This window comes from Thioalkalivibrio sp. ALJ16 (assembly GCF_000377345.1).
Classification (GTDB): Bacteria; Pseudomonadota; Gammaproteobacteria; order Ectothiorhodospirales; family Ectothiorhodospiraceae; genus Thioalkalivibrio.
The window spans coordinates 36,816-61,488 of the sequence record NZ_KB898051.1; the positions used below are offsets into that span (position 1 = coordinate 36,816).

22 protein-coding genes are annotated in these 24,673 nt (G+C 67.8%); 15 read left to right on the forward strand and 7 right to left on the reverse strand.

Features of this window, described 5'->3' with window-relative positions; genetic code table 11:
* Positions 1-2 precede the first annotated feature (2 nt).
* Positions 3-821, forward strand: a complete 819-nt coding sequence (locus D000_RS0111280; RefSeq protein ID WP_018873631.1) for a class I SAM-dependent methyltransferase — start codon at positions 3-5, stop codon at positions 819-821.
* Complete coding sequence (locus D000_RS0111285; RefSeq protein ID WP_018873632.1) at positions 818-1,666, forward strand: methyltransferase domain-containing protein; 849 nt, start codon at positions 818-820, stop codon at positions 1,664-1,666. The genes D000_RS0111280 and D000_RS0111285 overlap by 4 nt, the downstream gene beginning before the upstream one ends.
* 27 nt (positions 1,667-1,693) lie before the next feature.
* On the opposite strand, the gene D000_RS0111290 is transcribed toward D000_RS0111285, so the two are convergent.
* Positions 1,694-2,434, reverse strand: a complete 741-nt coding sequence (locus D000_RS0111290) for an arginyltransferase (protein ID WP_018873633.1) — start codon at positions 2,432-2,434, stop codon at positions 1,694-1,696.
* A gap of 151 nt (positions 2,435-2,585) precedes the next feature.
* Between D000_RS0111290 and metH the strand changes: the two genes are divergently transcribed.
* The 5 genes from metH to D000_RS0111315 all read left to right on the forward strand — a co-directional run bounded on the left by metH (position 2,586) and on the right by D000_RS0111315 (position 10,404).
* Complete coding sequence (gene metH, locus D000_RS0111295) at positions 2,586-6,377, forward strand: methionine synthase (protein WP_018873634.1); 3,792 nt, start codon at positions 2,586-2,588, stop codon at positions 6,375-6,377.
* Between the two features lie 148 nt (positions 6,378-6,525).
* Complete coding sequence (locus tag D000_RS0111300) at positions 6,526-6,918, forward strand: PH domain-containing protein (protein ID WP_018873635.1); 393 nt, start codon at positions 6,526-6,528, stop codon at positions 6,916-6,918.
* A complete protein-coding gene (locus D000_RS0111305; RefSeq protein WP_018873636.1) occupies positions 6,915-7,238 on the forward strand; it encodes a hypothetical protein in 324 nt (107 codons plus the stop codon). The genes D000_RS0111300 and D000_RS0111305 overlap by 4 nt, the downstream gene beginning before the upstream one ends.
* 57 nt (positions 7,239-7,295) lie before the next feature.
* The gene (locus D000_RS0111310) at positions 7,296-8,849 is read left to right on the forward strand and encodes a bifunctional GNAT family N-acetyltransferase/carbon-nitrogen hydrolase family protein (protein WP_018873637.1); all 1,554 of its coding nucleotides are present in this window, start codon (positions 7,296-7,298) and stop codon (positions 8,847-8,849) included.
* Positions 8,850-9,024: 175 nt separating this feature from the next.
* Positions 9,025-10,404 carry a response regulator gene (locus D000_RS0111315; RefSeq protein ID WP_018873638.1) on the forward strand — a complete coding sequence of 460 codons (1,380 nt, stop codon included), beginning with the start codon at positions 9,025-9,027 and terminating at the stop codon, positions 10,402-10,404.
* A gap of 69 nt (positions 10,405-10,473) precedes the next feature.
* Here the strand turns inward: D000_RS0111315 and D000_RS0111320 are convergent, their stop codons facing one another.
* Positions 10,474-11,268 (reverse strand): dienelactone hydrolase family protein, encoded by a 795-nt coding sequence (locus D000_RS0111320; RefSeq protein WP_018873639.1) that lies wholly within the window; start codon positions 11,266-11,268, stop codon positions 10,474-10,476.
* 195 nt (positions 11,269-11,463) lie between these two features.
* Here D000_RS0111320 and D000_RS0111325 point away from each other — a divergent pair, with 195 nt between their 5' ends.
* From D000_RS0111325 to D000_RS0111340, 4 genes are read left to right on the forward strand one after another with little or no spacing between them, the layout of a single operon-like run.
* Positions 11,464-12,354 carry an HDOD domain-containing protein gene (locus tag D000_RS0111325; RefSeq protein ID WP_018873640.1) on the forward strand — a complete coding sequence of 297 codons (891 nt, stop codon included), beginning with the start codon at positions 11,464-11,466 and terminating at the stop codon, positions 12,352-12,354.
* Between the two features lie 49 nt (positions 12,355-12,403).
* Positions 12,404-12,982, forward strand: coding sequence for a Slp family lipoprotein (locus D000_RS0111330; protein ID WP_051074979.1), 579 nt, complete (start codon positions 12,404-12,406; stop codon positions 12,980-12,982).
* Positions 12,982-13,479: a Slp family lipoprotein gene (locus D000_RS0111335; protein WP_051074977.1), complete on the forward strand. Its 498-nt coding sequence runs from the start codon at positions 12,982-12,984 to the stop codon at positions 13,477-13,479. The genes D000_RS0111330 and D000_RS0111335 overlap by 1 nt, the downstream gene beginning before the upstream one ends.
* Before the next feature lie 55 nt (positions 13,480-13,534).
* Positions 13,535-14,533: a zinc-binding dehydrogenase gene (locus tag D000_RS0111340; protein WP_018873643.1), complete on the forward strand. Its 999-nt coding sequence runs from the start codon at positions 13,535-13,537 to the stop codon at positions 14,531-14,533.
* Positions 14,534-14,740: 207 nt separating this feature from the next.
* Here the strand turns inward: D000_RS0111340 and D000_RS0111345 are convergent, their stop codons facing one another.
* From D000_RS0111345 to D000_RS0111360, 4 genes are all read right to left on the reverse strand, one after another.
* Complete coding sequence (locus D000_RS0111345; RefSeq protein ID WP_018873644.1) at positions 14,741-15,955, reverse strand: TraB/GumN family protein; 1,215 nt, start codon at positions 15,953-15,955, stop codon at positions 14,741-14,743.
* A gap of 103 nt (positions 15,956-16,058) precedes the next feature.
* Positions 16,059-17,204: a hypothetical protein gene (locus D000_RS0111350; protein ID WP_018873645.1), complete on the reverse strand. Its 1,146-nt coding sequence runs from the start codon at positions 17,202-17,204 to the stop codon at positions 16,059-16,061.
* On the reverse strand, positions 17,201-18,601 hold the full coding sequence (locus D000_RS0111355) for an adenylate/guanylate cyclase domain-containing protein (protein ID WP_018873646.1): 1,401 nt from the start codon (positions 18,599-18,601) through the stop codon (positions 17,201-17,203). The genes D000_RS0111350 and D000_RS0111355 overlap by 4 nt, the downstream gene beginning before the upstream one ends.
* Positions 18,601-19,431, reverse strand: coding sequence for an inositol monophosphatase family protein (locus D000_RS0111360; protein ID WP_018873647.1), 831 nt, complete (start codon positions 19,429-19,431; stop codon positions 18,601-18,603). Before D000_RS0111360 ends, D000_RS0111355 begins: the two co-directional genes overlap by 1 nt.
* A gap of 101 nt (positions 19,432-19,532) precedes the next feature.
* On the opposite strand from D000_RS0111360, the gene D000_RS0111365 reads away from it, so the two are divergent.
* A complete protein-coding gene (locus D000_RS0111365) occupies positions 19,533-19,889 on the forward strand; it encodes a DUF3301 domain-containing protein (RefSeq protein WP_026279952.1) in 357 nt (118 codons plus the stop codon).
* Positions 19,886-20,824, forward strand: coding sequence for a hydrogen peroxide-inducible genes activator (locus D000_RS0111370; RefSeq protein ID WP_018873649.1), 939 nt, complete (start codon positions 19,886-19,888; stop codon positions 20,822-20,824). Before D000_RS0111365 ends, D000_RS0111370 begins: the two co-directional genes overlap by 4 nt.
* Before the next feature lie 274 nt (positions 20,825-21,098).
* Here D000_RS0111370 and D000_RS0111375 read toward each other — a convergent pair whose 3' ends face one another.
* On the reverse strand, positions 21,099-22,028 hold the full coding sequence (locus tag D000_RS0111375; protein WP_018873650.1) for a GGDEF domain-containing protein: 930 nt from the start codon (positions 22,026-22,028) through the stop codon (positions 21,099-21,101).
* 254 nt (positions 22,029-22,282) lie between these two features.
* Here D000_RS0111375 and D000_RS0111380 point away from each other — a divergent pair, with 254 nt between their 5' ends.
* A complete protein-coding gene (locus tag D000_RS0111380) occupies positions 22,283-24,193 on the forward strand; it encodes an ABC-F family ATP-binding cassette domain-containing protein (protein ID WP_026279953.1) in 1,911 nt (636 codons plus the stop codon).
* A gap of 85 nt (positions 24,194-24,278) precedes the next feature.
* Entirely contained in the window at positions 24,279-24,575 is a 297-nt protein-coding gene (locus D000_RS0111385) for a hypothetical protein (RefSeq protein ID WP_018873652.1), read from the forward strand.
* Positions 24,576-24,673 lie beyond the last annotated feature (98 nt).

Here is a 24,673-nt window from a genome sequence, read left to right on the forward strand (position 1 = left end):
GCATGTCCGCGAACATCAAGAACGATCAGGATTTCGGCGAGAAGCCGACCGAGCGTCGCGATACCGAGAACTATCGCAACGAGTACACCACCGGTTTCGTCGACAAGTGGGATGACCTGATCGACTGGGACAACCGCGCCAAGAGCGAAGGCACCTTCTTCATCGAAGAACTGAAGAAGCGCGGTGCCAAGCGAGTGCTGGATGTGGCGGCCGGTACCGGCTTCCATTCCGTGCAGCTGCGCGAGGCGGGCTTCGACGTGGTCACGGCCGACGGCAGCCCGGAGATGTTGGCCAAGGCGTTCGAGAACGGTCGCAAGCGGGGTCACATCCTGCGCACCGTGCAGGCCGACTGGCGCATGCTGAACCGCGACATCTACGGCCGCTACGACGCGGTGGTCTGCCTGGGTAACTCCTTTACCCACCTGTTCAACGAACACGACCGCCGCAAGGCCCTGGCCGAGTTCTACTCCGCCCTGAACCACGATGGTGTGCTGATCCTCGACCAGCGCAACTACGACACCATTATGGACCACGGCTACTCGTCCAAGCATACGTACTACTACTGCGGCGACGACGTTCAGGTGCAGCCGGCGCATGTGGATGAGGGTCTGGCCCGCTTCCAGTACCGCTTCCCGGATGGCTCCGAGTACTTTCTGAACATGTTCCCGCTGCGCAAGGCCTATGTGCGTCGCCTGATGCGCGAGGTCGGCTTCCAGAAGATCGAGACCTACGGTGACTTCCAGGAGACCTATCGCGAGACGGATCCGGACTTCTTTATTCACGTCGCCGACAAGCGTTACATCGAGGACGAGAACCGATGAGCAACCAGTATTCCGACGTCGTCGAGACGGCGCGCGACTACTACAACAGCGAAGACGCCGATACCTTCTACAAGCTGGTGTGGGGTGGCGAAGACCTGCACATCGGCATGTACGAGTACCAGGGCGAGCCGATCGGTGACGCCAGCCGGCGCACCGTCGCGCACATGTCCGACCTGCTCGGCGAGCCGCAGCCGGAATGGCGCGTGCTCGACATGGGCGCCGGGTACGGCGGCGTGGCCCGCTACCTGGTCGAGAACTACGGCTGTGACGTGACCGCGCTCAACCTCTCCGAGAGGGAGAACGAGCGGGATCGCGAGATCAACAAGGCGCGTCATCTCGATCACAAGATCACCGTGGTCGACGGCTCCTTCGAGAAAGTCGACGAGCCGGATGCCTCCTACGATGTCGTCTGGTCCGAGGACTCGTTCCTGCACAGCCAGAACGACAAGAAGAAGGAAGTGATCAAGGAGGCCGCGCGCGTGCTGAAGCCGGGTGGCTGGCTGATCTTTACCGATCCGATGCAGACCGACAACTGCCCGGATGGCGTGCTCGATCCGATCCTGGCCCGCATCCACCTCGACTCGCTGGCCAGCCCCTCGCTGTATCGCGAGGCGGCCAAGGAAGCGGGGCTCTACGAGGTTTCCTTCGAGGAGCACTCCAACCAGATCGCGACGCATTACGGCCGCGTGAAGCAGGAGCTGGAGTCGCGCGAAGAAGAGCTGCGTGGCTACATCTCCCAGGACTACATCGACCGCATGAAGCAGGGTCTGCAGCACTGGGTCGACGGCGGCAACTCCGGATATCTGACCTGGGGCATCTTCCGCTTCCGCAAGCCGGCTGAATAGGCCGGTCGGGGAAGCGGCTGGCGGCGGTTACCGGCTGGCCGCCAGCCGTTCCCAGGCCCCGTCCACGCGCCCCTCGAGGGGCTGGAACCGGGTCTTGTACTCCATCTTCGGCGCCTGGTCGATCCAGTAGCCGAGGTAGACATAGGGCAGGCCCAGACGGCGCGCATGCGCGATCTGGGTCAGGACCGCGAGGGTGCCCAGGCCGCGGCGGGGCTGGTCCGGGTCGAAGAAGCTGTACATCGCCGACAGCCCCTGCGGCGTGCGGTCGGTGATCGCCACCGCTATGAGCCGGTCGGTGTGACGGAACTCGATCAGGTCGACCGGGCCGTTGCGGTGGGAAAGCATCCCCGCGTAATCCTCGCGCCCCATCTGTTCCATGCCGCCGCCTGCGTGGCGACTGGACAGGTAGCGCGAGAACAGCGGCATGTGCTCGTCGAGATCCGCGGCCGGACCGGGCCCGGCCTGGTCCGGTGGTCGGGTCAACGTGACCGTGACGTCGTGATTGAGTGTCAGGCAGCGGCGCTGGCTGCGGTTCGGCCGAAAGACCCGAACCGGGATGCGGACGGGTACGCAGGCGGTGCAGTTCGGGCAATGATGTCGGTAGACATACTGCCCGCTGCGGCGAAAGCCCTCGCCCAGGAGCTGGCCGTAGCGGTGCCCGCCGAGGCTGACCGCGGGATCGACCAGCAGGCTCTGCATCTCGCGGTCGTCCAGATAAGGACAGGCCTGCGGGGCGGTGATGAACCAGCGGAGCGGGTGTTCCTGCATGCCGCTATCGTGACACGGCTCGCGCGCTCCGCAAACCGGGTGTCCGCGCCCGTACAGCACAATCCGGAACGCGCCCTGGAGGCGGGTTCCCCGCCGGGCCCGGATGCCTGGCGATGACCATGAATCCATTCAACACAATGGTGTACCGCACATGACGGCAACGCGAAACGACATCGAGAAGGCGCTGAAAGAGCGCATCCTGATCCTGGACGGCGGTATGGGGACCACCATCCAGCTGTACAAGCTTGAGGAGGCCGACTATCGCGGCGAGCGCTTCAAGGACTGGGAGTCCGACCTGAAGGGCAACAACGACCTGCTGTCGCTGACCCGCCCGGACATCATCGAGCAGATCCACAACGACTATCTCGAGGCCGGTGCCGACATCATCGAGGCCAACACTTTCAACGGTACCCGCATCGCGATGGCGGACTACCACATGGAGGACCTGGTCCCCGAGTTGAACCGCGAATCCGCGAAGCTCGCGCGCAAGGCCGCCGACGCCTGGACCGAGAAGACCCCGGACAAGCCGCGTTACGTCGCCGGCATCCTTGGCCCGACCAACCGCACCGCGTCGATCTCGCCGGACGTGAACGACCCGGGTGCGCGTAATGTCGATTTCGACACCCTGGTCGAGTCCTACAAGGAGGCCGCCGAGGCCCTGGTCGAGGGCGGGGTGGATATCCTGCTGATCGAGACGGTCTTCGATACCCTGAACGCCAAGGCGGCGATCTTTGCGGTGAAGACGCTGGAAGACGAGCTCGGGAAGGAACTCCCGATCATGATCTCCGGCACCATCACCGACGCCTCCGGCCGTACCCTGTCCGGCCAGACCACCGAGGCCTTCTGGAACTCGGTGCGTCACGCGAACCCGGTCTCCATCGGCCTGAACTGCGCGCTGGGCGCGAAAGAGATGCGCCAGTACGTGGAAGAGCTGTCGCGCATCGCCGACACCCACGTCTCTGCGCACCCGAACGCCGGTCTGCCGAACGAGTTCGGTGACTACGACGAATCCCCGGAGCAGATGGCCGAGGACGTCGGCCCCTGGGCCGAGCAGGGCATGCTGAACATCATCGGCGGCTGCTGCGGCACGCTGCCGGAGCACATCCGCGCGATGCGCGAGGCGGTCGAGAAGCACGCCCCGCGCAAGGTGCCGGAGATTGCCCCGGCCTGCCGCCTGTCGGGCCTCGAGCCGTGCAACATCACCGGCGACTCGCTGTTCGTGAACGTCGGCGAGCGCACCAACGTGACCGGCTCGCGCAAGTTCCTGCGTCTGATCCAGAACGAGGAATACGACGTCGCGCTGGAAGTCGCGCTCAACCAGGTCGAGGGCGGCGCCCAGATCATCGACGTCAACATGGACGAGGGCATGCTGGAGTCGCAGGACGCGATGGTCCGCTTCCTCAACCTGCTGGCCGGCGAGCCGGACATCGCCCGTGTGCCGGTGATGATCGACTCCTCCAAGTTCGAGATCATCGAGGCCGGCCTGAAGTGCGTGCAGGGCAAGCCGGTGGTCAACTCGATCTCCATGAAGGAGGGCGAGGAGAACTTCATCAAGCAGGCCGAACTGTGTCGCCGCTACGGCGCCGCGATCGTGGTCATGGCCTTCGACGAGGACGGCCAGGCCGACAACGAGGACCGCCGTGTCGAGATCTGCACCCGTGCCTACAAGCTGCTGACCGAGAAGGTCGGCTTCCCGGCCGAGGACATCATCTTCGACCCGAACATCTTCGCGGTCGCGACCGGTATCGAGGAACACAACAACTACGGCGTGGACTTCATCGAGGCCACCCGCCGCATCAAGAACGACCTGCCGCACGCGCTGGTCTCCGGCGGCGTGTCCAACGTGTCGTTCTCCTTCCGCGGTAACGAGCCGGTGCGCGAGGCGATCCACGCGGTGTTCCTGTACCACGCCATCAAGGCGGGCATGGACATGGGGATCGTGAACGCCGGCCAGCTGGCGGTCTACGACGACATCGACGAGAAGCTGAAGGAAGCGGTCGAGGACGTGGTCCTGAACCGTCGCGATGACGCGACGGAGCGGCTGCTTGACCTGTCCGAGGAGTACAAGGGCCAGGGCGGCGGCAAGAAGGAAGAAAACCTCGAGTGGCGCGAATGGGACGTCACCAAGCGCCTCGAGCACTCGCTGGTCAAGGGCATCGACACCTATGTGGTCGAGGACACCGAAGAGGCGCGTCAGCAGTACGACCGCCCGATCCAGGTGATCGAGGGTCCGCTGATGGACGGCATGAACGTGGTCGGCGACCTGTTCGGCGAGGGCAAGATGTTCCTGCCGCAGGTGGTCAAGTCCGCCCGCGTGATGAAGAAGGCCGTGGCCCACCTGATCCCGTACATCGAGGCCGAGAAGACCGGCACCGAGAACAACGGCAAGATCCTGATGGCCACGGTGAAGGGCGACGTCCACGACATCGGCAAGAACATCGTCGGCGTCGTGCTGCAGTGCAACAACTTCGAGGTGATCGACATCGGGGTGATGGTGCCGGGCGCGGACATCTTGAAGGCCGCCAAGGAGCATGACGTCGACGTCATCGGGCTGTCCGGCCTGATCACCCCGTCGCTGGAGGAGATGGCCAACTTCGCCGCCGATCTCGAGCGCGAAGGCATGACCACGCCGCTGATGATCGGGGGCGCGACCACCTCGCGCGCCCACACCGCCGTCAAGATCGAGCCGAACTACTCCGGCCCGGTGGTCTGGGTGAAGGACGCCTCGCGTGCGGTGGGCGTGGCCCAGAGCCTGATCAGCCCCGAACTGCGCGAGAAGTACGCCGCCGAGATCCGCGAGGAGTACGAAAAGCTGCGCGTGCAGAACGCCGGACGCAAGAAGAAGACCCAGTGGGTCACCCTGGAGAAGGCGCGGTCCAACAAGCCGCAGATCGACTGGTCGAGCTATACCCCGACCCGGCCGAAGGCGCTGGAGACCGACAAGCTGCCGGGCGAGCCGACCGTGCTGCACCCGCATGGCGACGGCTCCGTGCTGCTGCGCTTCGATGACTTCGACCTGAACGAGGTCCGGAACTTCATCGACTGGACGCCGTTCTTCCACTCCTGGCAGCTGCACGCGGCCTACCCGCGCATCCTCGAGGACGAGGTCGTGGGCGAAGAGGCGCGCAAGCTGTTCAAGGATGCCCAGGAGATGCTCGATCGCATGATCGAGGAGAAGTGGGTTACCTGCCGCGGCGTGGTCGGCTTCTTCCCGGCGAACACCGTCAATGATGACGACATCGAGGTCTACACCGACGAGAGCCGCTCCAAGGTGCTGAAGAAGCTGCACCACCTGCGTCAGCAGACCGAGAAGCGCCGCGGGCAGCCGAGCCACTCGCTGGCCGACTTCCTGATGCCGAAGGAGGCCGGCGGTCCGGACTACCTGGGTGCGTTTGCGGTCAGCGCCGGGGGCGACGTCGACGCCAAGGCCGAGGAATACGAGAAGGCCAACGACGACTACCACGCGATCCTCGTGAAGAGCCTGGCGGACCGTCTGGCCGAGGCCTTTGCCGAGTGCATGCACCAGTACGTACGCAAGCACTACTGGGGCTATGTCCCGGACGAGGCGCTGCCGAACGAGGACCTGATCGATGAGAAGTACCAGGGCATTCGTCCGGCCCCGGGCTACCCGGCCTGCCCCGAGCACACCGAGAAGGGCACGCTCTGGGAGCTTCTGCAGCCCGAAGAGCACGCGGACATGACGCTCACCGAGAGCTACGCGATGCTGCCGGTCTCGGCCGTGTCCGGTTGGTACTTCGCGCATCCCGAGTCGCGCTACTTCGGTCTCGGCAAGGTCAACCGCGACCAGGTCGAGGACTACGCGAAGCGCAAGGGCATGTCGTTCGAGGAGGCTGAGCGCTGGCTCGCGCCGAACATCGGCTACGACGACAGCGACGAGGCCAAGGCGGAAGCCCGCGCCGAGCGCGAGGCCCGGACCGCGTAACCCCCGGTCCCGTCTCCGGGCCGACCCGTGCGAGCGCGTGGGCCCGGCGAACTGCGAGCCCCGCATCAGGGAATCCCAGGTGCGGGGCTCGCTTTGTCTGGGTGGCCGCGCCAAACTGTTCAGGTCCGCCCGCAACCGGAGCTCGTGCATGTCCGCCCGTGAACCCGCGATCGATGCCCGACCGGCGATGTTCCGCAATCACCCGTTTGGCTTCCTCCTGAGCCTGCTGCTGATCCCGGCCTTCGGCCTGGGCATCCTCATCCTGCTCTGGTGGTACCTGCAGACGCGCTCGATGCGTCTGCGTATCGATGCCGACCAGGTGCATCTGGAACGCGGCCTGCTGTCGAAATCGCATGTGGATCTGGATATCGCCCAGATCCGCACGGTGAAGGTGGACCAGAGCTTCTTCGATCGCATCTTCCGGGTCGGCCGTATTGCGGTGTACACCACCGGCGACAACCCGGAATTCAGGGTTGCCGGCATCCCCGATCCGAACCGCGTGCGCGAGTATGTACGCGCGCGTCGCGAGGCCGTGGCATGAGTGACGCGGACCACCGCGACAGCCGCCTGGCGCTGCGGGTCCTGCTCGGCACCTCGGCGCTAGTGGCCCTGCTGGTCGCGCTCCTGGTGCTGGCCGCCGCAGTCTCCCTGCCGGGGCTGTCCGACTGGGTGGCGGTCACCTTCGACGATGGCATGGGGCTGAAGAACGCGGCCCTGGTCGCGCTCATCGTGTCGGTGCTGGTGTCCATCGTGTTCGCGCTGGCCGCCGGCGAGGGTCTGCTCGGGGAGCTGCAGTTCATGATCCCTGGATTCTTCCTGTTCTTCGTCTTTTTCTGGCTGCTGCTGGCCTGGGTCTTTTGATCCAGGCCAGCGCACCGTGCATCCTGCGTTTCCCTCTCAACCCCCGGAGCCCTGACCGTGACGACCGACGCGGACAACGACGCGAATCCCCAGCACCATCTGACCCTGCGCCCGACACGGATTGAGGACTACGAGGATATCCGCGAGATTATGGAGCGGGTCTATCACGACCTGGACGGCGCCTGGAGCGAGGCGCAGTTCCGCTCGCAGGTGATGCGCTTCCCCGAGGGCCAGATCTGCATCGAGGACAACGGCAAGGTAGTGGCCGCGGCCATCAGCCTGATCGTCGAGTACAAGCGCTTTGGCGACCAGCACAACTACTGGCAGATCACCGGCAACGGCTTCCTGACCACGCACGACCCGGATGGCGACACCCTGTACGGCGTGGACGTCTTCGTGCACCCGGACTACCGCGGCCTGCGTCTGGGGCGGCGCCTGTACGACGCCCGCAAGGAGCTGTGCGAGAAGCTGAACCTGCGGGCGATCGTCGCCGGCGGGCGCATCCCCGGCTACGAACAGTACCGCGACGAGCTGACCCCGCAGCAGTACGTGCGTCGGGTGAAGAATCACGAGATCACCGATCCGATCCTGACCTTCCAGCTCGCCAACGACTTCCACGTCCGCAAGATCATCACCAACTACCTGCCGGACGACGAGAAGTCCGGGGCCTACGCCACCCTGATCGAGTGGCTCAACATCTACTACGAGGAGAAGGAAAAGCTGATTGGTGGCAGCCGCTCGGACGTACGCATCGGCGTGGTTCAGTGGCAGATGCGCCCGACCGTGGACCTGGACGCCCTGTTCCAGCAGGTCGAGTACTTCGTGGACGCCGTTTCCGGCTACCGCTCCGATTGCGTGCTGTTTCCGGAGTTCTTCAACGGCCCGCTGATGGGGGCGTTCAACCAGGACTACCCGGCCGAGGCCGTGCGCCGTCTCGCCGAGTACACCGATGCGGTGCGCGAGGAGATGGTGCGCCTGGCGCTGGCCTACAACATCAACATCGTGGCGGGCTCAATGCCCGAATATACCGACGACGTGCTGCGCAATGTCTCCTACCTGTGCCGCCGCGACGGCACCTGGGATCGCCAGTACAAGATCCATGTGACGCCGGACGAGGTCTCCTACTGGGGTCTGCAGGGCGGCGATGAGGTGCATGTCTTCGATACCGACTTCGGCAAGATCGGGATCCTGATCTGCTACGACGTGGAGTTCCCCGAACTGCCCCGGGTGATGGCGGACCATGGACTGCAGATCCTGTTCGTCCCCTACTGGACCGATACCAAGAACGCCTACCTGCGGGTGCGGCGCTGTGCCCAGGCGCGGGCCATCGAGAACGAGTGCTACGTGGTGATGTCCGGCTCGGTGGGTAACCTGCCCAAGGTCGAGAACATGGACATGCAGTATTCTCAGGCTGCGGTGTTCACCCCGTCTGACTTCGCCTTCCCGCACGATGCGGTGGCGGCCGAGGCGACCCCGAACACCGAGATGACCCTGATCGTCGATCTCGACCTCGACAACCTGAAGGAACTGCGCAGCCACGGTTCCGTGCGCAACCTGCGTGATCGCCGCCGCGACCTGTATTCGGTCAAGTGGAAATCCAAGCCGGTGTAGTCCCGCGGTCGCAGGTCACAAAAGCGTGAACCCCATCCGGTTGACCCGCGCCCCTCTGGCATCCGTGGGCAAGGCCCCGTAGTCTTGCAGGAACAAGGATGAAATCCGCGCGATGGTTCGTGCGGTCGATGGCCAACCCGTTGCCCAGGCGGGTGGGTGTCCGCCAGGGGGAAGCATGAGCAATCAGATATCGGACCCGCAACGCAGCGCGATCCTCGTGGTGGATGACTCCAAGGTCATCCGGGTTGCGCTGCAGCGCATCCTGCAGGGCCAGAACACCGTCTACGAGGCCTCCGACGGCGAGCAGGCCCTGGAGCTGTTGCAGCAATACCCCGACATCGGCTTGATCCTGACGGACCTCTCCATGCCCGGCATCGACGGGCAGGATCTCCTGCTGCGTGTGCGCGACGGGCTGGACGATGTGCCGACCGATCTCCCGGTGGTCATCGTGACCGGCCAGGAGAGCGACGAGGCCGCGACCGACGAATGGCGTTCGCTGGGGGCCAGTGCGGTCCTGATGAAACCGTTTGTCCCCACCCGTGTGCGCGAGGTCGTCGCCGAGCTGCTGCCGCCCCCGCCCGAACCGGAGCCGGCCATCGTGGCCAGCGGCGCCGATTCCGCCGAATCCCAGGCGCTGCGCGACGAAGTGGAGCGTCTGCGCCGGGAACTGATGCTGCGCCAGCAGTCTTCCAACGAACGCGAGGCACAGAAGGAACTGGAGCGCCTGCGTACGGCCTTGGGCGAGGCCCGTGATGAGTCCACGGCCGCGTTCCAGCGCACCGAGGAGCGCGAGCGCGAGATCGAGCAGCTGCAGGAGCGGCTGCAGGCGGCCGAAACCGAACTGGCCGCGGCGCAGGCCCGAGCCGCGGAGCTGGCGACCGCCGGCGAGCAGGCCGCCGACCGCGAGGCCGAGGTGGTCATGCTGCGCGCCCGCGTCGACGAGCTGGAGGCGGCGGCTGCAGCGGCCGAGACGGACGCGTCCCCCGACGCGGAGCTCGACCAGCTGCGCACCCGCCTGCGCGAACTCGAGGGCGAGAACGTGCGCCTGGACCACGACCTCGTGGACATGGAACGCCAGCGCGAGGCGGTGCAGCAGGAGCTGAAAGAGGCGCGGGCCGAGGCCGACCGCCTGCGCCGCGAGCGCAATCAGCAGAACGAACGTGCGGCCGCCGCCGAAAAGGCCCAGGCGGAGGCCGAGCGCCGTTGTACCGAGAGCCAGGACTCGGCCGCCGAGATCAGTCAGCGCCTGGTCACGCGTGAACGCGAACTGGAAGAGGCGCAGCAGCGCAACCAGGACCTGCGCGGGCGCATCCGCGACCTGGAACATGCCCTGACCGGGCACAGCACGACGGCTGCCGCGGAGCCTGAACCCGCCCCGGACAGCGGCGGATCGGTCAGTGCCCAGCCGGAAGACCGCCTGCAGGCCGGCGCGGTTGGCACCCCGGGCGGGACGATGCTGCCGCTGCGGCGGCGGCGCTGGTTCCGGCTGGTGTTTGTCGGCGTGCTGGCAGTGATCGCGGCCCTGGCGGTCGCGATCTACCTGCGCGGATTCTGACGCAACACTAGCGCGCGGGGCCGCGGGGGCCGGTTGTGGCGCCCGCGGCCCCGGCATTGGTCCCTGTTCCTAGTGGCGGTCGCGCAGCACACTCAGCAGGTGCTGCCAGGAGTCGTGGTCGGCGCGGGCGTCATAGCCTACCGGCATGTTGAACTCCTCGGCGATGGCGTCGGCACCGGGATTGGTGAAGCTGTGCAGGACGTCGGAGAACTCCACCACGGTGTAGCGAACCCCCGCGGCCTGCATCTCTTCCTGGAACCCGGCGATCTGTTCCGGCGGGATCATGGGGTCCGCGGTGCCGGTGAATGACAGCAGCTCTGCGGTGACCTGGTCGGCCTCGGCCGGGTGGTCGGTGCCCAGTGCGCCGTGGAAGCTGGCCGCGACGGTGAGGTCCATCCCGGCGCGGGCCGCCTCCAGGGCCACGGTCCCGCCAAAGCAGTACCCGACCGCAGACGGTGCCGCGTCGACACTGGCATCATGTGCCCTCAGCCAGTCGTAGGCGGCCTGAAAGCGGCCCAGCATCAGGTCACGATTGGCACGGATCTCGCCAGCAAAGTCGCCCGCGGTGGACGGGTGGCCCGCCAGTTTCCCGCTGCCATACATGTCCAGCGCAAACGCCGCGTAGCCCTCGCGGGCGAGCTGCTCGGCACGGTCGCGGGCATAGTCGTTGTGCCCCCACCACTCGTGGATCACGAGCACCGCGGGGTGGGGCCCGCCGGCCTCGGGGTAGGCGAGATAGCCAGTCAGTTCTGCGCCGTCGTGTTCGTAGGTGACCTCTTCGGTCTGAATGCCGGCCAGGGCCAGCCCGGGAAGCAGGCTCGCCAGCAGCACGGCGAGCGGGGCAAAAGCGGGTCTTGCAGACATCGAACACCTCCTGGGTGGTTGTGACAACGCGAGTTTGACATACCCGCCGCAGCCGGGTTCTCGGGTGCGCCGGGTTACATCATCGTGGCCAGCGGCTACAGTAGGAATGCGCGAACGGGCGAGCCACGGGCCAGCCCGACGCAGGACAAGTGAGGTGGCGCCAGCCTGGCCCGCCTCGGGCAAGAGGATCGATCAATGTCCGAAAACCCCGCCGCAGATTCACTCGAGGCCCGGGTCCAGTCGGCCGACAAGCTCCTGGCCATGCCTCAGGTCGTGTTCGAGGTTGCGCGCCTGCTGGAGGACGATAAAGCCACGGCCACCCAGATCGCCGCGAGCCTGGGTCGGGACCCGGGGCTGGTCGCCCTCGTCCTGCGGATCGCGAACAGCCCCGCGTATGCCCCGGCCCGCACCGTGGATTCGGTGGACCGGGCGATCACCATGCTCGGCCGGGATGCCCTGCAGCGCCTGGTCGTGGCCAGTGCGATTACCCGCGCCACGGCCTCCATCCCCGACCAGGAGCGCCTGCCGCTGGAGGTGTTCTGGCGGCATTCCGCCTACTGCGCCGTGATCGCACGCCAGCTGGCCATGCGGGTGCTGCCGCGTCAGGCCAGCGGCATCTTTCTGGCTGGTCTGCTGCACGACCTCGGCAAGCTGCTGCTGTTTTCGCAGTCGCCGGAGTCCGCGCACCGGGCCTTTCTCTCCAGCCTGGATACCGGCGACGGCCTGAGTCCGCAGGGCGCGGAGCGAGCCCAGCTGGGGTTCGATCACGCACAACTGGGGGGTGCGCTCGCCGAGCACTGGGGGCTGCCGGAACTGCTGGTCGACTGCCTGACGGGTCACCATCAGCCCATGGTGGCCCCCGAGCGCAACCGCACCGCGGTCATGCTGGTTCACCTCGCCAATACCGGGGCCCACCTGGCCGAAATCGACTCGCGCGACTGGGCCGATGCCCCGCCGGTGGACCCGGCCGTCTGGGATGCCCTGCACATGGCGCCCGAGGTCCTGCTGTCGGCGGTCGAGGAGGCGCAGCACGAAGTGCTGGCGGTGCAGGACTTCTGCGACCCCGCGCATGACCGGGCGCCGTAGGCATGAGGCGAGCGTCGAACCGCGGCGGGTTCCGGTGGTCGTAGCCTTCATGAAGCCACGCCTGTTCACCATTGCCCTGCGCGGGCTGCTCGCCGTCGGCCTGCTATGGCTGCTGGCGGGTTGCGCCGGTGTCCCGGCCGACCTGGCACCGCTGCCCGACGCGGCGCCGGATCGCGAGCAGGTGCTGGCGGACCCCGAGGCGGCCCGTGGCGAAACCGTGGTCTGGGGCGGGGTGATCGCGGATATCGAGAACACCTCCGGGGGCACTCGGCTGGAGGTGGTCGCGCGCGAGCTCGACCGCGAAGGCCGGCCGCGGGAGTCGGATCGCTCGCCGGGACGGTTCCGGGTGATCAGTCCCGGCTTCCTGGATCCGCAGATCTACAAGGAAGGGCGCGAGGTCACGGTACGCGGCACGATCCAGGGCACAGAGGACGGCAGCATCGGGGACTACGCCTACACCTTCGTGACGCTGCAGGCCGATGCCGTGCACCTCTGGCCGCGGCGACCGCCGCCGGCGGAGCGCCACCTGCGCGACCCGTTCTATGACCCGTTTTACGATCCGTTCTACAGCCCGTGGGGTCCGCGGTTTGGCCCGTACGGACGTTACTACCCCTATCCGTGGTACTGATGAAACGATCCCGTGTCCTGATTCCGTTGCTGGGGGTCCTGCTCCCGTTCGTGCTCGCGGCCTGTGCAACGGGTCCGCTCGAGGCCCCGGCCGATTCGGCCGGTCAGGTCGAGCCGCGGGCGGTGACGGCGGACCGGCTGCCGGCCGACGAGCAGGTGTGGGGCGGGGTGATCGCACGGGTCGACAATCGCGCCGATGCGACCGTGATCGAGGTCGTCGGCTACCCCCTCAGCCGGCAGGAGCCCCAGACCCGGCAGTCCACCACCGGCCGCTTCCGCCTGCGCGTAGAGGGGTTTGCCGATCCGGTCGACTACAGTAGCGGTCGCCGGATCACCGCGGTGGGTACGGTCAGCGGCGTCGAGGAGGGCCAGATTGGCCAGTCCGACTACAGCTTCCCGGTGCTGGAGGCCCGCTCCGTGCACCTGTGGCCGCTGCCGGAGCCGCCGCGTTCCTCCGGTGGTGTGCGCTTTGGGATCGGTATCGGCATCGGTCTCTGAGGCGGGGCGTCGTTCCCCGGCTCGCACGCACGTTTCCCGAAACCCTGGAGTTGCCATGCGAGCAGTCGTGTTTGACCAACCCGGTGATCCCGATGTCCTGCGCCTGGAGGAAGTACCCGAGCCGCCTCTGGTGGCTGCCGACCAGGTCCGCATCCGAATGCTGGCCGCGGGCGTCAACCCGGTGGACACCAAGGTGCGCACAGGCGGGATGATCGTCCCCGGCGCGCCGCGCAACACGCCCGGTTGCGATGGCGTGGGCGTGATCGAGGCCTGTGGCAGTGACGTGCATCATGCGCGTCCCGGGCAGCGGGTGGCGTTCTGTTTTGGCGGGGTCGGGGCCGACCCCGGCACCTATGCGGAACAGGTGGTCGTGCCCGAAGCCGCCGTGGTTCCGGTGCCGGCCGCGGTGACTGACCTGCAGGCGGCGGCCCTCCCGCTGACCTGGCTGACCGCCTGGGAGTCCCTGTTCGAGCGGGCCGAGCTGCAGCGCGGCCAGAGCGTGCTGGTGCACGCCGCCGCCGGCGGGGTGGGGCAGATGGCCGTGCAGATCGCGCGCGCGGCCGGGGCCCGGGTCCTGGGGCTGGTCCGGCGCGAGGAGGCGCGGCGCCTGGTGACCGGGCTTGGCGGCGACGTGGTCGACCTGACCCGGCCCGATGCCGAGGCGTCGATCCGGGCCTACACCGACGGTCGTGGTTTCGACATCGTGCTCGACACCGTCGGTGGCGATGTCTTTCGCGAGGGGCTGACCCAGGTGGCCTATGGCGGGGACCTGGTGACCCTGCTCGCGCCCCCGGCGGATACCGACTGGAACCCGGCACGCCTGCGCAACCCGAGCATCAGCCTGGAGCTGATGCTGACCCCGATGCTGGAAGGCGACCGCCGGCGCCTGAGACATCAGGCCACGCTGGTGGCCGAAGGTCTTGCGCGCCTGGCCAGTGGCCGCCTGCAGGTTAACGTCGAGGACAGCCTGCCACTGGCGGAGGCCGCCGAGGCCCACCGCCGCATCGAGGCCGGCGGCCGCAGCGGCAAGCTCGTCCTGCGCATCCCCGAGTAAGCCTGTAGTCACGCCGCCACGAACAAGGTCAAGGGCGGTTTACAGGAAGACTGGAAGATCGGAAGGTTTCATGGTTGCTTGGGGCTGATCCCACGTTGGAGGCTCGGTTGTTCGTTGGGGTGCTACGAAAGCTCCCCAATTAGCCCCCTTCCAAACTTCCCGTCTTCCTGTGATGCGCTTTTTCCCGTGGTGACACCAAGGGACTTGTTAGGCGCCGAAGAGATGGCTGAAGACGCGGGCACCACCGATATAGGTGCCGGCTGCGGAGCCGAGCGTTGTCAGGATGAAGACCAGCAGTACGCGCGAGACCCGGTTGCGCCACCAGCCCCGCGGGGTCGTGGTGTCCTGGCGCAGGCGGGCAAAGTCGTCCACGCGCGGCTTGCGCAGGAACAGCTCGGCCGCGGCCGCGACGAAGCCCACGCCGATGGTCGGGTTCAGAGAGGTCAGCGGCGCGGCCAGCGCCGCCGTGACCACGGTCAGCGGGTGCGCCAGCGCGATGATCGCGCCAATGGCGGCCAGGCCGCCATTGATCATGACCCAGTCCATCACCATCTGCAGGCCGATGTCCGGATTGCGCAGGAAGCCGATCACGAAGCCGGTCAGGATCACGCCGACGATGACCCACGGCAGGATCTTCGGCCAGCGCGCCTTCGGTGGCGGCTGGTCGAGGGAGTCGAGGATGGCATCGGGCGGGGTCAGCTCGTCCTCGGCCTGGGTCGCGATCCCGGACAGGTGTCCGGCGCCGACCACGGCGAGGATGCGGCGGTGCTGGCCGGACTCGGCCAGACGCCGCAGGTGGGCGGCCATGTACTGGTCGCGCTCGTGGATCAGCGTGCGGTAGAGGTCCTCCGACTGTTCGGCGAACTCGCTGAAGGTGGACTCCAGCATGTCGCCTTCCTTCAGCCGTTCGATCTCCGATTCGTCGATCTTCTCGCGCGACAGGACCGAGCCGAACAGCCCGCCGATCAGCCCCATGCGTTGCCACCAGGGCACGGCGCGATAGGTCCGGCGCAGCGTCAGGCCGAGGTCGCGGTCGATCAGTGCCAGCGGCAGGCCGCGATCCAGCGCGACGTCCATCGCCGCGCGCATCTCCGCGCCCGGCTCGATCCCGTACTGGTCGGCCAGGCGCTGCTGATAGGCACCCAGCGCGAGGCTCGCGGCGATCATCGGGGCCTGCCCCTGGCGCATCACGCTGAACAGGTCCATGCGGCCGATCGCGTCCGGGTCGAGCATCGCGCGCTGGCGGCTTTCGCACAGCTCGATGGCCACGGTATCGAAGGCGCCGGTGTCCACCAGGGCGCGCACCTTCTCGGCACTGGCACGGGACACGTGGGCGGTGCCCAGCACCACGACCTCCGTGTCGCCCAGTTGCAGGACGCGGTGGGGTTCGTCGGCAATCAGTTCCTGTACGGCTGGATTCATCTGCGGTGGGCTCTTGCTCCGGAGCGGCGGCGCCATTCTACGGCGAATGGGCGGGCCCCGCAGCGCCGGGTACTCCCGGGTGCCGGGCTCCGGCCGGGGCCGGTCACGGGGCGTCCGGTCCGGCCTGTGGGACATCCGGCGGCGGACCCTCCTGCTCCTCCGGCAGTGGCTCCGGCACACGCAGGCTTTCCAGGCGCTCGATCACGCGCAGGGCGCGCTCGTGGGCGGCAATCAGCCCGGCATGGTCGGGGGCCAGCTCGAGCCCCTCCGCCCAGTGTTCCTGGGCCTCCTCGATGCGCCCGGCCGAGTAGTGATGGCGGCCTTCCTCGAGCAGGTGCTCGACGCGGGTGTCGCGCCGCTCGCGCCATTCCTCGCACAGCACGCGGTGTGCGCGCAGGGCCGCCTGGTCGGGCCCGGAGGCGTCGGCATCGGGGATGATCTCGCTGCGGCACCAGCGCGCCGCCGCCATCAGGTCGTCGGCCTCCAGGGCCTGGCGCAGCCGGGCGTTCACCGTGGACCGCGGGACCTCGTCTTCGATCACGGAGGATTCGGTTGCACGCAGTTCGCGTTCCAGCGCCGCGATGCGCTCTGCGCGCTCCGGGCTGGCGTTCAGGCCCTGGGCCAGCCGCAGCAGCTGCAGGCGTTCCTCGCCCTCGGCGCGCTCGGCATAGTGGTCCATGGAGCGGGCCAGGGGCTCGCTGCGGGCGGCGAGTCGGTCGGGGTCATCCGGGAGCTGTTCGCTGCGGCGCACCAGTGGGCGCATGACCTCCAGCAGCCGCAGTTGCTGGACCAGCGCCTGGGCCTCGAGGATGTCGTGGCGCTGCTCCAGGGTGCGCAGGCCGACCAGCCGCTGGCGTTCGAGCTGCTCGATGAACTGGCGCCGCTCGCGGTCGGCCGGAAGCTGCCGTTCGGCCTGTTCGAGGATCTCCAGGGCCTGTGCCACCGCGCCCTCGGCCGATGCCGCGCGGGCCTGGCGCATGGCGTCCTCGGCGGCCGCATCCGCCTGTGCCGCGATGGCCTCGCGGCGTTCGTCCCACTCCGCTCGGGGTTCGGGATCGTGCTGGTCGATCAGGTCGAGTGCGCGCCGGTAGTCACCGTCGGCAACTGCGCGTTCGATGCGCAGCTCCGGCGTGACCAGCGGATCGAGGAACGCACAGCCCTGAAGCAGCACGGCCAGCATCAGTGCCGCGAGCAGGGGGCCCGGGCCGCGGCGCGCGCGGCGCAGCCGCCGGACCAACCGGGTACTCATACGCGATCCGAGGCCGTCAGTACGCGGATCGCCGGTACGGCCTCGCTGACGCCGTGGAGCTCGTGGGTGCCCCAGTCCTCGGTGCGGAAGTGCCCTTTCACCTGTTCGTGCTCCATGAATGCGCGGGTGGTGACCAGTCCCCCCGGTGGCGCGACGGTGACCAGGCGGGCGGCGAGGTTGACGGTGTCACCGACCACGGTGAATTGCATGCGGTCCTCGGCCCCCATGTTGCCGGCCAGCATCTCGCCGGCGTTGAGGCCGATGCGGAACTCCACCCGCGGCTCGCCGCGGCGCTCGCGTTCGGCGTTGATCGCGGCCACGGTCTCGAGCAAGGCGAGGCCCGTCTGCACGGCAGACAAGCGGTGCGCGCCCGGCTCGGTCCCGAGCCCGAAAACCGCCATGGTACAGTCGCCCATGTACTTGTCCACCATGCCGCCGTGACGGGCGATGCACTCCGACATCGGGCCGAAGAATTCGTTGAGCATCCGCCCCAGCGCCTCCGGGGTGCAGCGCTCCGACAGGGCGGTGTAGCCCTGGATGTCGGCGAACAGCACCGAGCCCTCCACCGCGCGCCCCCCCAGTTCCACCCGGTCCAGGTTTTCCAGGATGTCCTGGGCGATGGCATCCGATACGTAGCGGCGCAGGGCGGCCTCGACCTGGTCCTTGCGCAGCAGGTCGCGGGCCATGTCGTTGAAGGCATCGGTGAGCTGGGCGATCTCGTCCTGGCGCACCATCGGCAGCGGGTTGCCCTGGTCATCGGTCGGCTGGATGCGGGCGCGCATGCTCTCCGCCAGGCGTTCCAACGGGCGCACCAGGCGCTTGCTGATGTCGATGGCGAGCACCAGACTCAGCAGGAAGACCCCGATGGCGGTGGCAATCCCGGCATTGAGGGTGTTGCGGATCAGTTCCTGCATGGGCGAGGTGTCGATGTACGCCTCGATGTAGCCCACCTGCACATCCTGGAAGCGCACGTTGCGCAGGTAGGGCTCGACGGTGGGGGCCAGCGGCCACACGCCGTCCGTGAGGGACTGCTCCGGGGGTGTCCCGGCGCTGGCGACCTGCCCGCGGTCGATCGCATAGGCGGCGATGGATTCGACCCGGCCCTCCTCCACCAGCGAGTTCAGCAGGGTCTCCAGGGTCAGGTAGTCCTCGGCCAGCATCAGTTCGGCCGATGTACGCGCCACCGGCGCGATGGTGCTCTCGGCCTGGGCGCGGATCTGGTTGTCCAGCACGTTGCTGACCTGGTTCAGGACCACGGCGGACAGGGTGACGATGCCGGCCAGGGTCAGCCCGGCGATCGCGGCGACGATCTTCCACGCGATCGGGAGATAGCGGGGCGTGAAATCGGCACCGGCCCGGTTCAGGCGGGTGCCGCGGCCGGGCTGGCGGCGGCGCATCACCGGGCCGTCCCTGCGGGTTCGAGCCACGGTGCCAGCCACTGCCGCCAGTCCGCGAGTAGGGCTGCGGAACGGGCCGCGACGGCGGAGCGCTTGGCCAGGGAGCGCGCGAACACCGGCCCGCCGTCGAGGCTGCACATTGCGCCCCCGGCCTGCGCCAGCAGCAGGCCGCCGGCGGCACTGTCCCACGGGGCCTGGCCGCCGTGCAGGTAGAGATCGGCGCGGCCGGCGGCCAGCCAGGCCCACTCCAGCGCGCAGGCCCCGAGGTTACGCTGCGACCGGAACGGGGCGGCGCTGGCCAGCTGTTGTGCCAGCGGCGCGCGCAGGCGCTTGTAGTCCACCAGTGCGATCGCGTGCCCCAGTTCCGTGACTGGCGGGCGGCGGCGCGCGGCGGCCGGGGCCCCGTTGAGCTCCAGTGCGCTCGCCGTGGTGGCGGTGAAGAGCTCGTCACGTACGGGGTCGTAGGTGGCCCCGTGCGTGACCTGGTCGCCCTCGATGCGCGCGATGGAGATGGCAAAGAACGGCATGCCGCCGGCGAAGTTGGAGGTCCCGTCCAGCGGGTCCACCAGCCAGAACGCCGGGGCCGTCTCCAGGACCCGCGCCTGCTCGCCCCGGGCCTGTTCCTCGCTCAGGATCGGTTCGTGCTGGCCGTGCTCGGGCAGCAGTTGGCGCACCCGCGCATCCACCGCGTGGTCGGCCTGGGTGATCACGCTGCCATCGGCCTTGTAGTCCACGGCGATGTTGGCCTCGAAGCGGGGCAGCAGTTCCTGCCGGCCGATCTCGCGCAGGCCCTGGGCGAGATCGGAGAATGGGATGCTGTTGGCGGTCATGAGGGCCTGGGGGACACTTTGAGGATTGAGTGGGCCGGCTCGAGGCGGCCACTTGGGCACGCGGGCGAACTCGGGCCCCGATAGCCGTATCATACCGGTCCATGACGGGCTTGATGATAATCCTCTCCCTTGCGCTGGTCGCGTTTTACGTGAACGACACCTGGCGCGCCAACGAACGGGCCCGGCGCGTGGGGCGTCAGGCCTGCAAACGCGCCGGTGTGCAGTTGCTGGATGCGACCGTGGTGCGTATTGGTCAGCGCCCGGTGTGGGGCGCGCGGGGTCTCGCGCTGCGGCGGCGCTACCGCTTCGAGTTTTCCGCCGATGGTGCCGGGCGGCATCCTGGAGAGATCTCGCTGGAGGGGCAGCAGTTGCAGCGGGTGACCCTGGACTGGCCGGACGGCGGGCGCGAGTTTCAGGGGCCCGACCCGGCTGATCGCGGTGGAGGGCCCGAGCGGTGACGCTCGCCGAGTTGCGTTATGTGGTGGCGGTCGCCGATGCCCGCCATTTTGGTCGGGCCGCAGAGGCATGCCATGTCAGCCAGCCGTCGTTGTCGGTGGCGGTGCGCAAGTTCGAGGACGAACTGGGCGTGACGCTGTTCGAACGCGGCCGTGGCGAAGTCAGCGTAACGCCTGCCGGCGAGCAGGTCATCGCGCAGGCGCGGCGGGTGCTGGCCGAGGTCGAGCAGCTGCGCTCGGTGGCGGTGCAGAGCCAGGACCAGCTGTCCGGGCCCCTGCGGCTGGGTGCGATCTACACCATCGGACCGTACCTGCTTCCGGAGTTGATCCCGGCGTTGCGCGAACGTGCCCCGAACATGCCGCTGGTGATCGAGGAAAACTACACCGGCCGGTTGCGCGAACGGCTCAAGCAGGGCGAGCTGGATGCCATCATCATCTCGCTGCCGTTCGAGGAGCCGGGCGTGGTCACGCTGCCGCTCTATGACGAGCCCTTCATGGCCGTGCTGCCGGCCGCGCACCCGCTCAAGGACAAGGATCCGTTGCGTCTGGAAGACATGGCCGATGCGACCCTGCTGATGCTGGGCGCCGGGCACTGTTTCCGCGATCAGGTGCTCGAGCGCTGCCCGGACTGTCAGCGTACCGTGACCGCCGACGGCAGCACGCCGCGCAACCTGGAAGGGTCTTCGCTGGAGACCATTCGCCACATGGTGGCCTCCGGCATGGGGGTGACCATACTGCCGTGTACGGCGGTGGGTGCGGACCGCTATGCCCAGCGTCTGCTGGCGGTGCGGCGTTTTCAGGAGCCGGCCCCCAGCCGGCGCGTGGCACTGGCCTGGCGGGCCAGCTTCCCGCGTCCGGAAGCGATCGAGGCCCTGCGTCAGGCGGTGCTCGCCACCCCGCTGACCTGCGTTGATTTCGTGCGCCCCGGGGCGGGCTGAGCCCGCCGTACAGCGGGTAGTGGTTCTACCCGCCCGTTTCTGAAGGATTCGGGGCGCAACGCAGGATTGGGCCATATTCATTCAGAATCAGGGGGGGGGGCACCAACCCCACAAGCCATTGAAAACAGAGGCTCGGCCGCCCGTTGTTGATCAAAAGCGGGCGCGCGCACGGCGTTGCGGTTCCCTTGTGCAGAGTGACTGCACGGCAGTCACCGTGCCTTGTTCGCACGCAAAAGTGACTCGAGCGCGGACGTGCGATTCAATCAATGTCTCCCTAGCCGTTTCCGGCGAGCACGCGGTTGCGGCCGGCCTGTTTGGCGGCGTACAGGGCCTCGTCTGCGGCCTGGTAGGCCGTGTGCAGCGAGGAGTGACGTCCGATCGCGGCCACGCCCACACTGGCCGTTGCCTTGACCGGGCCGTCGCTCTCCAGTCCGGACTCGTCGCCGGCCGCCGCCGGGATACGCAAGGCGGCGATCGCAAGGCGGATGCGTTCGGCGCATTCCATCGCGCAGTTGAGATCGGCCCCCGGCAGCAGGACGAGGAACTCCTCGCCGCCCATGCGGATGCACAGGTCGGATTCGCGGGTCGAGTTGCGCAGTGCATCCGCGACGCGGCGCAGGAGTTCGTCGCCCACGGTGTGGCCGAAGTCGTCGTTGATCCGCTTGAAGTGGTCGAGATCGATCGCCAGCACCGACATCGGACGGTCCTGGCGGCGGCAGTCGGCCAGCCACTGGGCACCCTGTTTTTCGAATGCGCGACGGTTGCCCAGGCCGGTCAGTTCGTCGGTCTCCAGGCAGGTCGACAGGTTCTGGAAACGCAGCGCGTTGGCCAGGGCCGGTGCCGCGAGTCCCAGCAGGGCCTCGATGCGTTCCTGCTCGTGATCGCCAAAACGGCGGCCGCGCATCAGGATCAGGGAGCCCATGGCCTCGCCGTTGAAGCTCATGCCGTATTCGATGCGGTGGCGGTCCTCCTCGCCCCCGGACCAGGTCGCGTCGCTTTCCTGCAGGATGAAGAACCAGCCGCTGTGACCGATCTGCGCATGCAGGTGCTCATGCAGACGTTCCAGCACCGTCCCCAGCTCCAGGCTGGATGACAGGGACTGCACGAATTCCAGGGCATCGAAGGGGGTTCCCGACCGGCCGGTGGTGGTTTTCCCCTTGCCGGATACCAGTCGCAGATTCTGGGCATTCCCGTCGCGGTTCATGGCCGCCTCGCTTGCAAAGATCGTTGGGATCGGGATAAAGCGATAAGTGTGCCAATGATGAAAATCTTCATTTTATCAATGGTCTGTGTGCGCATGCGCGGGATGGATCGTCGGAAAATCGGCAGCTTTTCGCCGCGAGCGGCAGCCTTGGGCCGCCGTTACCGTTGCTGGCGGCAAATTGTTGACACCCCGTGCGTCCCGGTTTCCGGCCGGCCACATGAGCCGGAGGGCCGCGATGGCCTACACTGCGCGCCATGATTCGAATGCAAGACATCGAGCTGCGCCGTGGTCGACAGATATTGCTGCAGCATGCCAGCCTGACCGTCCATGCCGGCTGGCGGGTCGGTCTAACCGGCGCCAACGGGTCCGGCAAGTCCAGCCTGCTGGCGGCCCTGCAGGGCGAGTTGGGGCTGGACGCCGGGGAGATCGAGCAGCCGCCGGAATGGGTGGTGGCGCACCTGCCGCAGGAGGTCCCAGGCTCCGATCGCCGCGCGGTGGACTACGTCCTTGATGGCGATGCCGAGCTGCGGGAGTTGCAGCGGCGCCTGGAACAGGCGACTGATGGCGCGGAGCAGGCGCGGCTGTACGCGGCGCTGGAGGCCATCGACGGCTGGTCCGCGGATGCCCGCGCCCGCCGTCTGCTGGCGGGCCTCGGGTTCGCGCCCGCCGATGCGGAACGGCCGATGCGTGATTTCTCCGGGGGCTGGCGCATGCGCCTGGGCCTGGCGCGCACGCTGATGACCCGTTCCGATCTGTTGCTGCTGGACGAGCCCACCAACCACCTGGATGTAGAGACCATCCTGTGGCTGGAGGACTGGCTGGCGCGGTATCCGGGCACGGTCATCGTGATCGCGCATGATCGTCGTTTTCTCGACTCGGTCTGTACCCATATCGCACATATCGAACGCGGCACGATCGCGCTGTATGCCGGCAGCTACACCCATGCCGAGTCCAAGCGTGCGGAGGCGATTGTCCAGAGCGAGGCGGCGGCAGCGCGGGTGGCCGCCGAGCGCGCTCACCTCGAGGACTTCGTGCGCCGCTTTCGCGCCAAGGCGAGCAAAGCGCGCCAGGCCCAGAGCCGGCTCAAGCGTCTGGATCGGATGGACGAGGTGGCGGTAATCCGCGCCGCGCGGCCCATTCATCTGGAGATCCCGACGCCGGTGCGCCTGCCGGATCCGCTGCTGGCGCTGGACCATGCCGAGGTCCGCACGGGTGACCGCGTGCGGCTGCAGGCGACGACTTTACGACTGCGTCCCGAAGACCGAATCGGGGTTTTGGGGCCGAATGGTGCCGGAAAGTCGACACTCCTGACCCTGCTGGCGGGCGAATTGCGGCCGACGGCGGGCGAGCGCCGGGTCGATCCCGCTCTCCAGGTCGGCTATTTCGCCCAGCACCAGAGCGAGCAGCTGGATCTCGCGGCCTCGCCGCTGATGCACCTGCAGCGTCAGGGTCCGCGCGCCGAGGAGCAGCGGCTGCGCAATTTCCTGGGGGGCATGGGCTTTCCCGGCGAGAAGGCGGATGGTCCGGTGGGGCAGTGCTCGGGCGGGGAGCGCGTGCGTCTGGTGCTGGCGCTGCTGATCTGGCAGGCGCCATCCCTGCTGCTGCTGGACGAGCCGACCAACCATCTTGACCTCGATATGCGCGAGGCCCTTGCCGAGGCGCTGGAGAACTACGCCGGGGGGCTGGTGGTGGTGGCCCATGATCGCGAACTGCTGGCGCGGGTCTGTGATCGTTTCTGGACGGTGGAGGCGGGGCGGCTGAGTGACTTCGATGGCGACCTCGACGACTACGCCCGCGAGCTGCAGGCGCGTCAGCGCGAGGCCGTGCGGTCGGCGGCGGGGACGGCGTCGGAGGTGTCGGCGGGCGGGCCCGCCCGGACCCAGAAGGAACGGCGGCAGCAGGCCGCGCAGGCGCGCGCGGCACTGCGGCCCCTGCAGCAGCGCGCGGACCGGGCCGAACGCGACTGCAGCCAGACGCAGGAGCGTCTGCAGGCGCTGGAGTCGGAACTGGCCGATCCGGACCTGTATGCCGGCGACAATGCCGAGCGGCTCGCGGCGCTGACCCGCGAACAGGGCGAGCTGCGCGCGCGCCTGGAGGCCCTGGAGGGTGAATGGATAGAGGCGCTGGAGGCCCTGGAGTCGGCGCGCGCGGAGGTCCCCGAATAAGCCCCCGATGAAATCTCGACTCTTGCACTTGGTTATTGCCCGGTCTATAGGTTCAGGGTGAATGCACCGCAGAGGAGGACTTCACATGAACGCTCAGGAACTGAACCGCCGCTGTGTCGAGCTCTTCCATCACCCGGATGCCAAGCTGCATTGCTGGCACCCGCGCATGTTCTGGGAGACCCACATGCTGGAGAACCCGAAGCCGGAAGACCTGCAGGAGCCGAAGGTGGACCTGCGCGAGCTGGAGGTGATGCTGTCCGAGGCGGCACACCAGCCGTCCCAGTGCGCCGACGATCTGGAGCAGGAGGAGCCCGGTCGGGCCGCCCTGATTCGTCACATGATGGAGCGCGGCGAGATGCCGCTGCTGCATCGGCCTCACTAGGGAGACGCTGATTGAATCGCACGTCCGCGCTCGAGTCGCTTTTGCGTGCGAACAAGGCGCGGTGACTGCCGTGCAGTCATTCTGCACAAGGGAACCGC

Coding starts and splice junctions, on each gene's coding strand:
- D000_RS0111335 (WP_051074977.1), top strand. CDS start 12,982: ATGAAACGATCCCGTGTCCTGATTCCGTTGCTGGGGGTCCTGCTCCCG.
- D000_RS0111385 (WP_018873652.1), top strand. CDS start 24,279: ATGAACGCTCAGGAACTGAACCGCCGCTGTGTCGAGCTCTTCCATCAC.
- D000_RS0111290 (WP_018873633.1), bottom strand. CDS start 2,434: ATGCAGGAACACCCGCTCCGCTGGTTCATCACCGCCCCGCAGGCCTGT.
- D000_RS0111305 (WP_018873636.1), top strand. CDS start 6,915: ATGAGTGACGCGGACCACCGCGACAGCCGCCTGGCGCTGCGGGTCCTG.
- D000_RS0111300 (WP_018873635.1), top strand. CDS start 6,526: ATGTCCGCCCGTGAACCCGCGATCGATGCCCGACCGGCGATGTTCCGC.
- D000_RS0111280 (WP_018873631.1), top strand. CDS start 3: ATGTCCGCGAACATCAAGAACGATCAGGATTTCGGCGAGAAGCCGACC.
- D000_RS0111350 (WP_018873645.1), bottom strand. CDS start 17,204: ATGAGTACCCGGTTGGTCCGGCGGCTGCGCCGCGCGCGCCGCGGCCCG.
- metH (WP_018873634.1), top strand. CDS start 2,586: ATGACGGCAACGCGAAACGACATCGAGAAGGCGCTGAAAGAGCGCATC.
- D000_RS0111380 (WP_026279953.1), top strand. CDS start 22,283: ATGATTCGAATGCAAGACATCGAGCTGCGCCGTGGTCGACAGATATTG.
- D000_RS0111355 (WP_018873646.1), bottom strand. CDS start 18,601: ATGCGCCGCCGCCAGCCCGGCCGCGGCACCCGCCTGAACCGGGCCGGT.
- D000_RS0111285 (WP_018873632.1), top strand. CDS start 818: ATGAGCAACCAGTATTCCGACGTCGTCGAGACGGCGCGCGACTACTAC.
- D000_RS0111375 (WP_018873650.1), bottom strand. CDS start 22,028: ATGAACCGCGACGGGAATGCCCAGAATCTGCGACTGGTATCCGGCAAG.
- D000_RS0111325 (WP_018873640.1), top strand. CDS start 11,464: ATGTCCGAAAACCCCGCCGCAGATTCACTCGAGGCCCGGGTCCAGTCG.
- D000_RS0111360 (WP_018873647.1), bottom strand. CDS start 19,431: ATGACCGCCAACAGCATCCCATTCTCCGATCTCGCCCAGGGCCTGCGC.
- D000_RS0111315 (WP_018873638.1), top strand. CDS start 9,025: ATGAGCAATCAGATATCGGACCCGCAACGCAGCGCGATCCTCGTGGTG.
- D000_RS0111330 (WP_051074979.1), top strand. CDS start 12,404: ATGAAGCCACGCCTGTTCACCATTGCCCTGCGCGGGCTGCTCGCCGTC.
- D000_RS0111340 (WP_018873643.1), top strand. CDS start 13,535: ATGCGAGCAGTCGTGTTTGACCAACCCGGTGATCCCGATGTCCTGCGC.
- D000_RS0111365 (WP_026279952.1), top strand. CDS start 19,533: ATGACGGGCTTGATGATAATCCTCTCCCTTGCGCTGGTCGCGTTTTAC.
- D000_RS0111320 (WP_018873639.1), bottom strand. CDS start 11,268: ATGTCTGCAAGACCCGCTTTTGCCCCGCTCGCCGTGCTGCTGGCGAGC.
- D000_RS0111345 (WP_018873644.1), bottom strand. CDS start 15,955: ATGAATCCAGCCGTACAGGAACTGATTGCCGACGAACCCCACCGCGTC.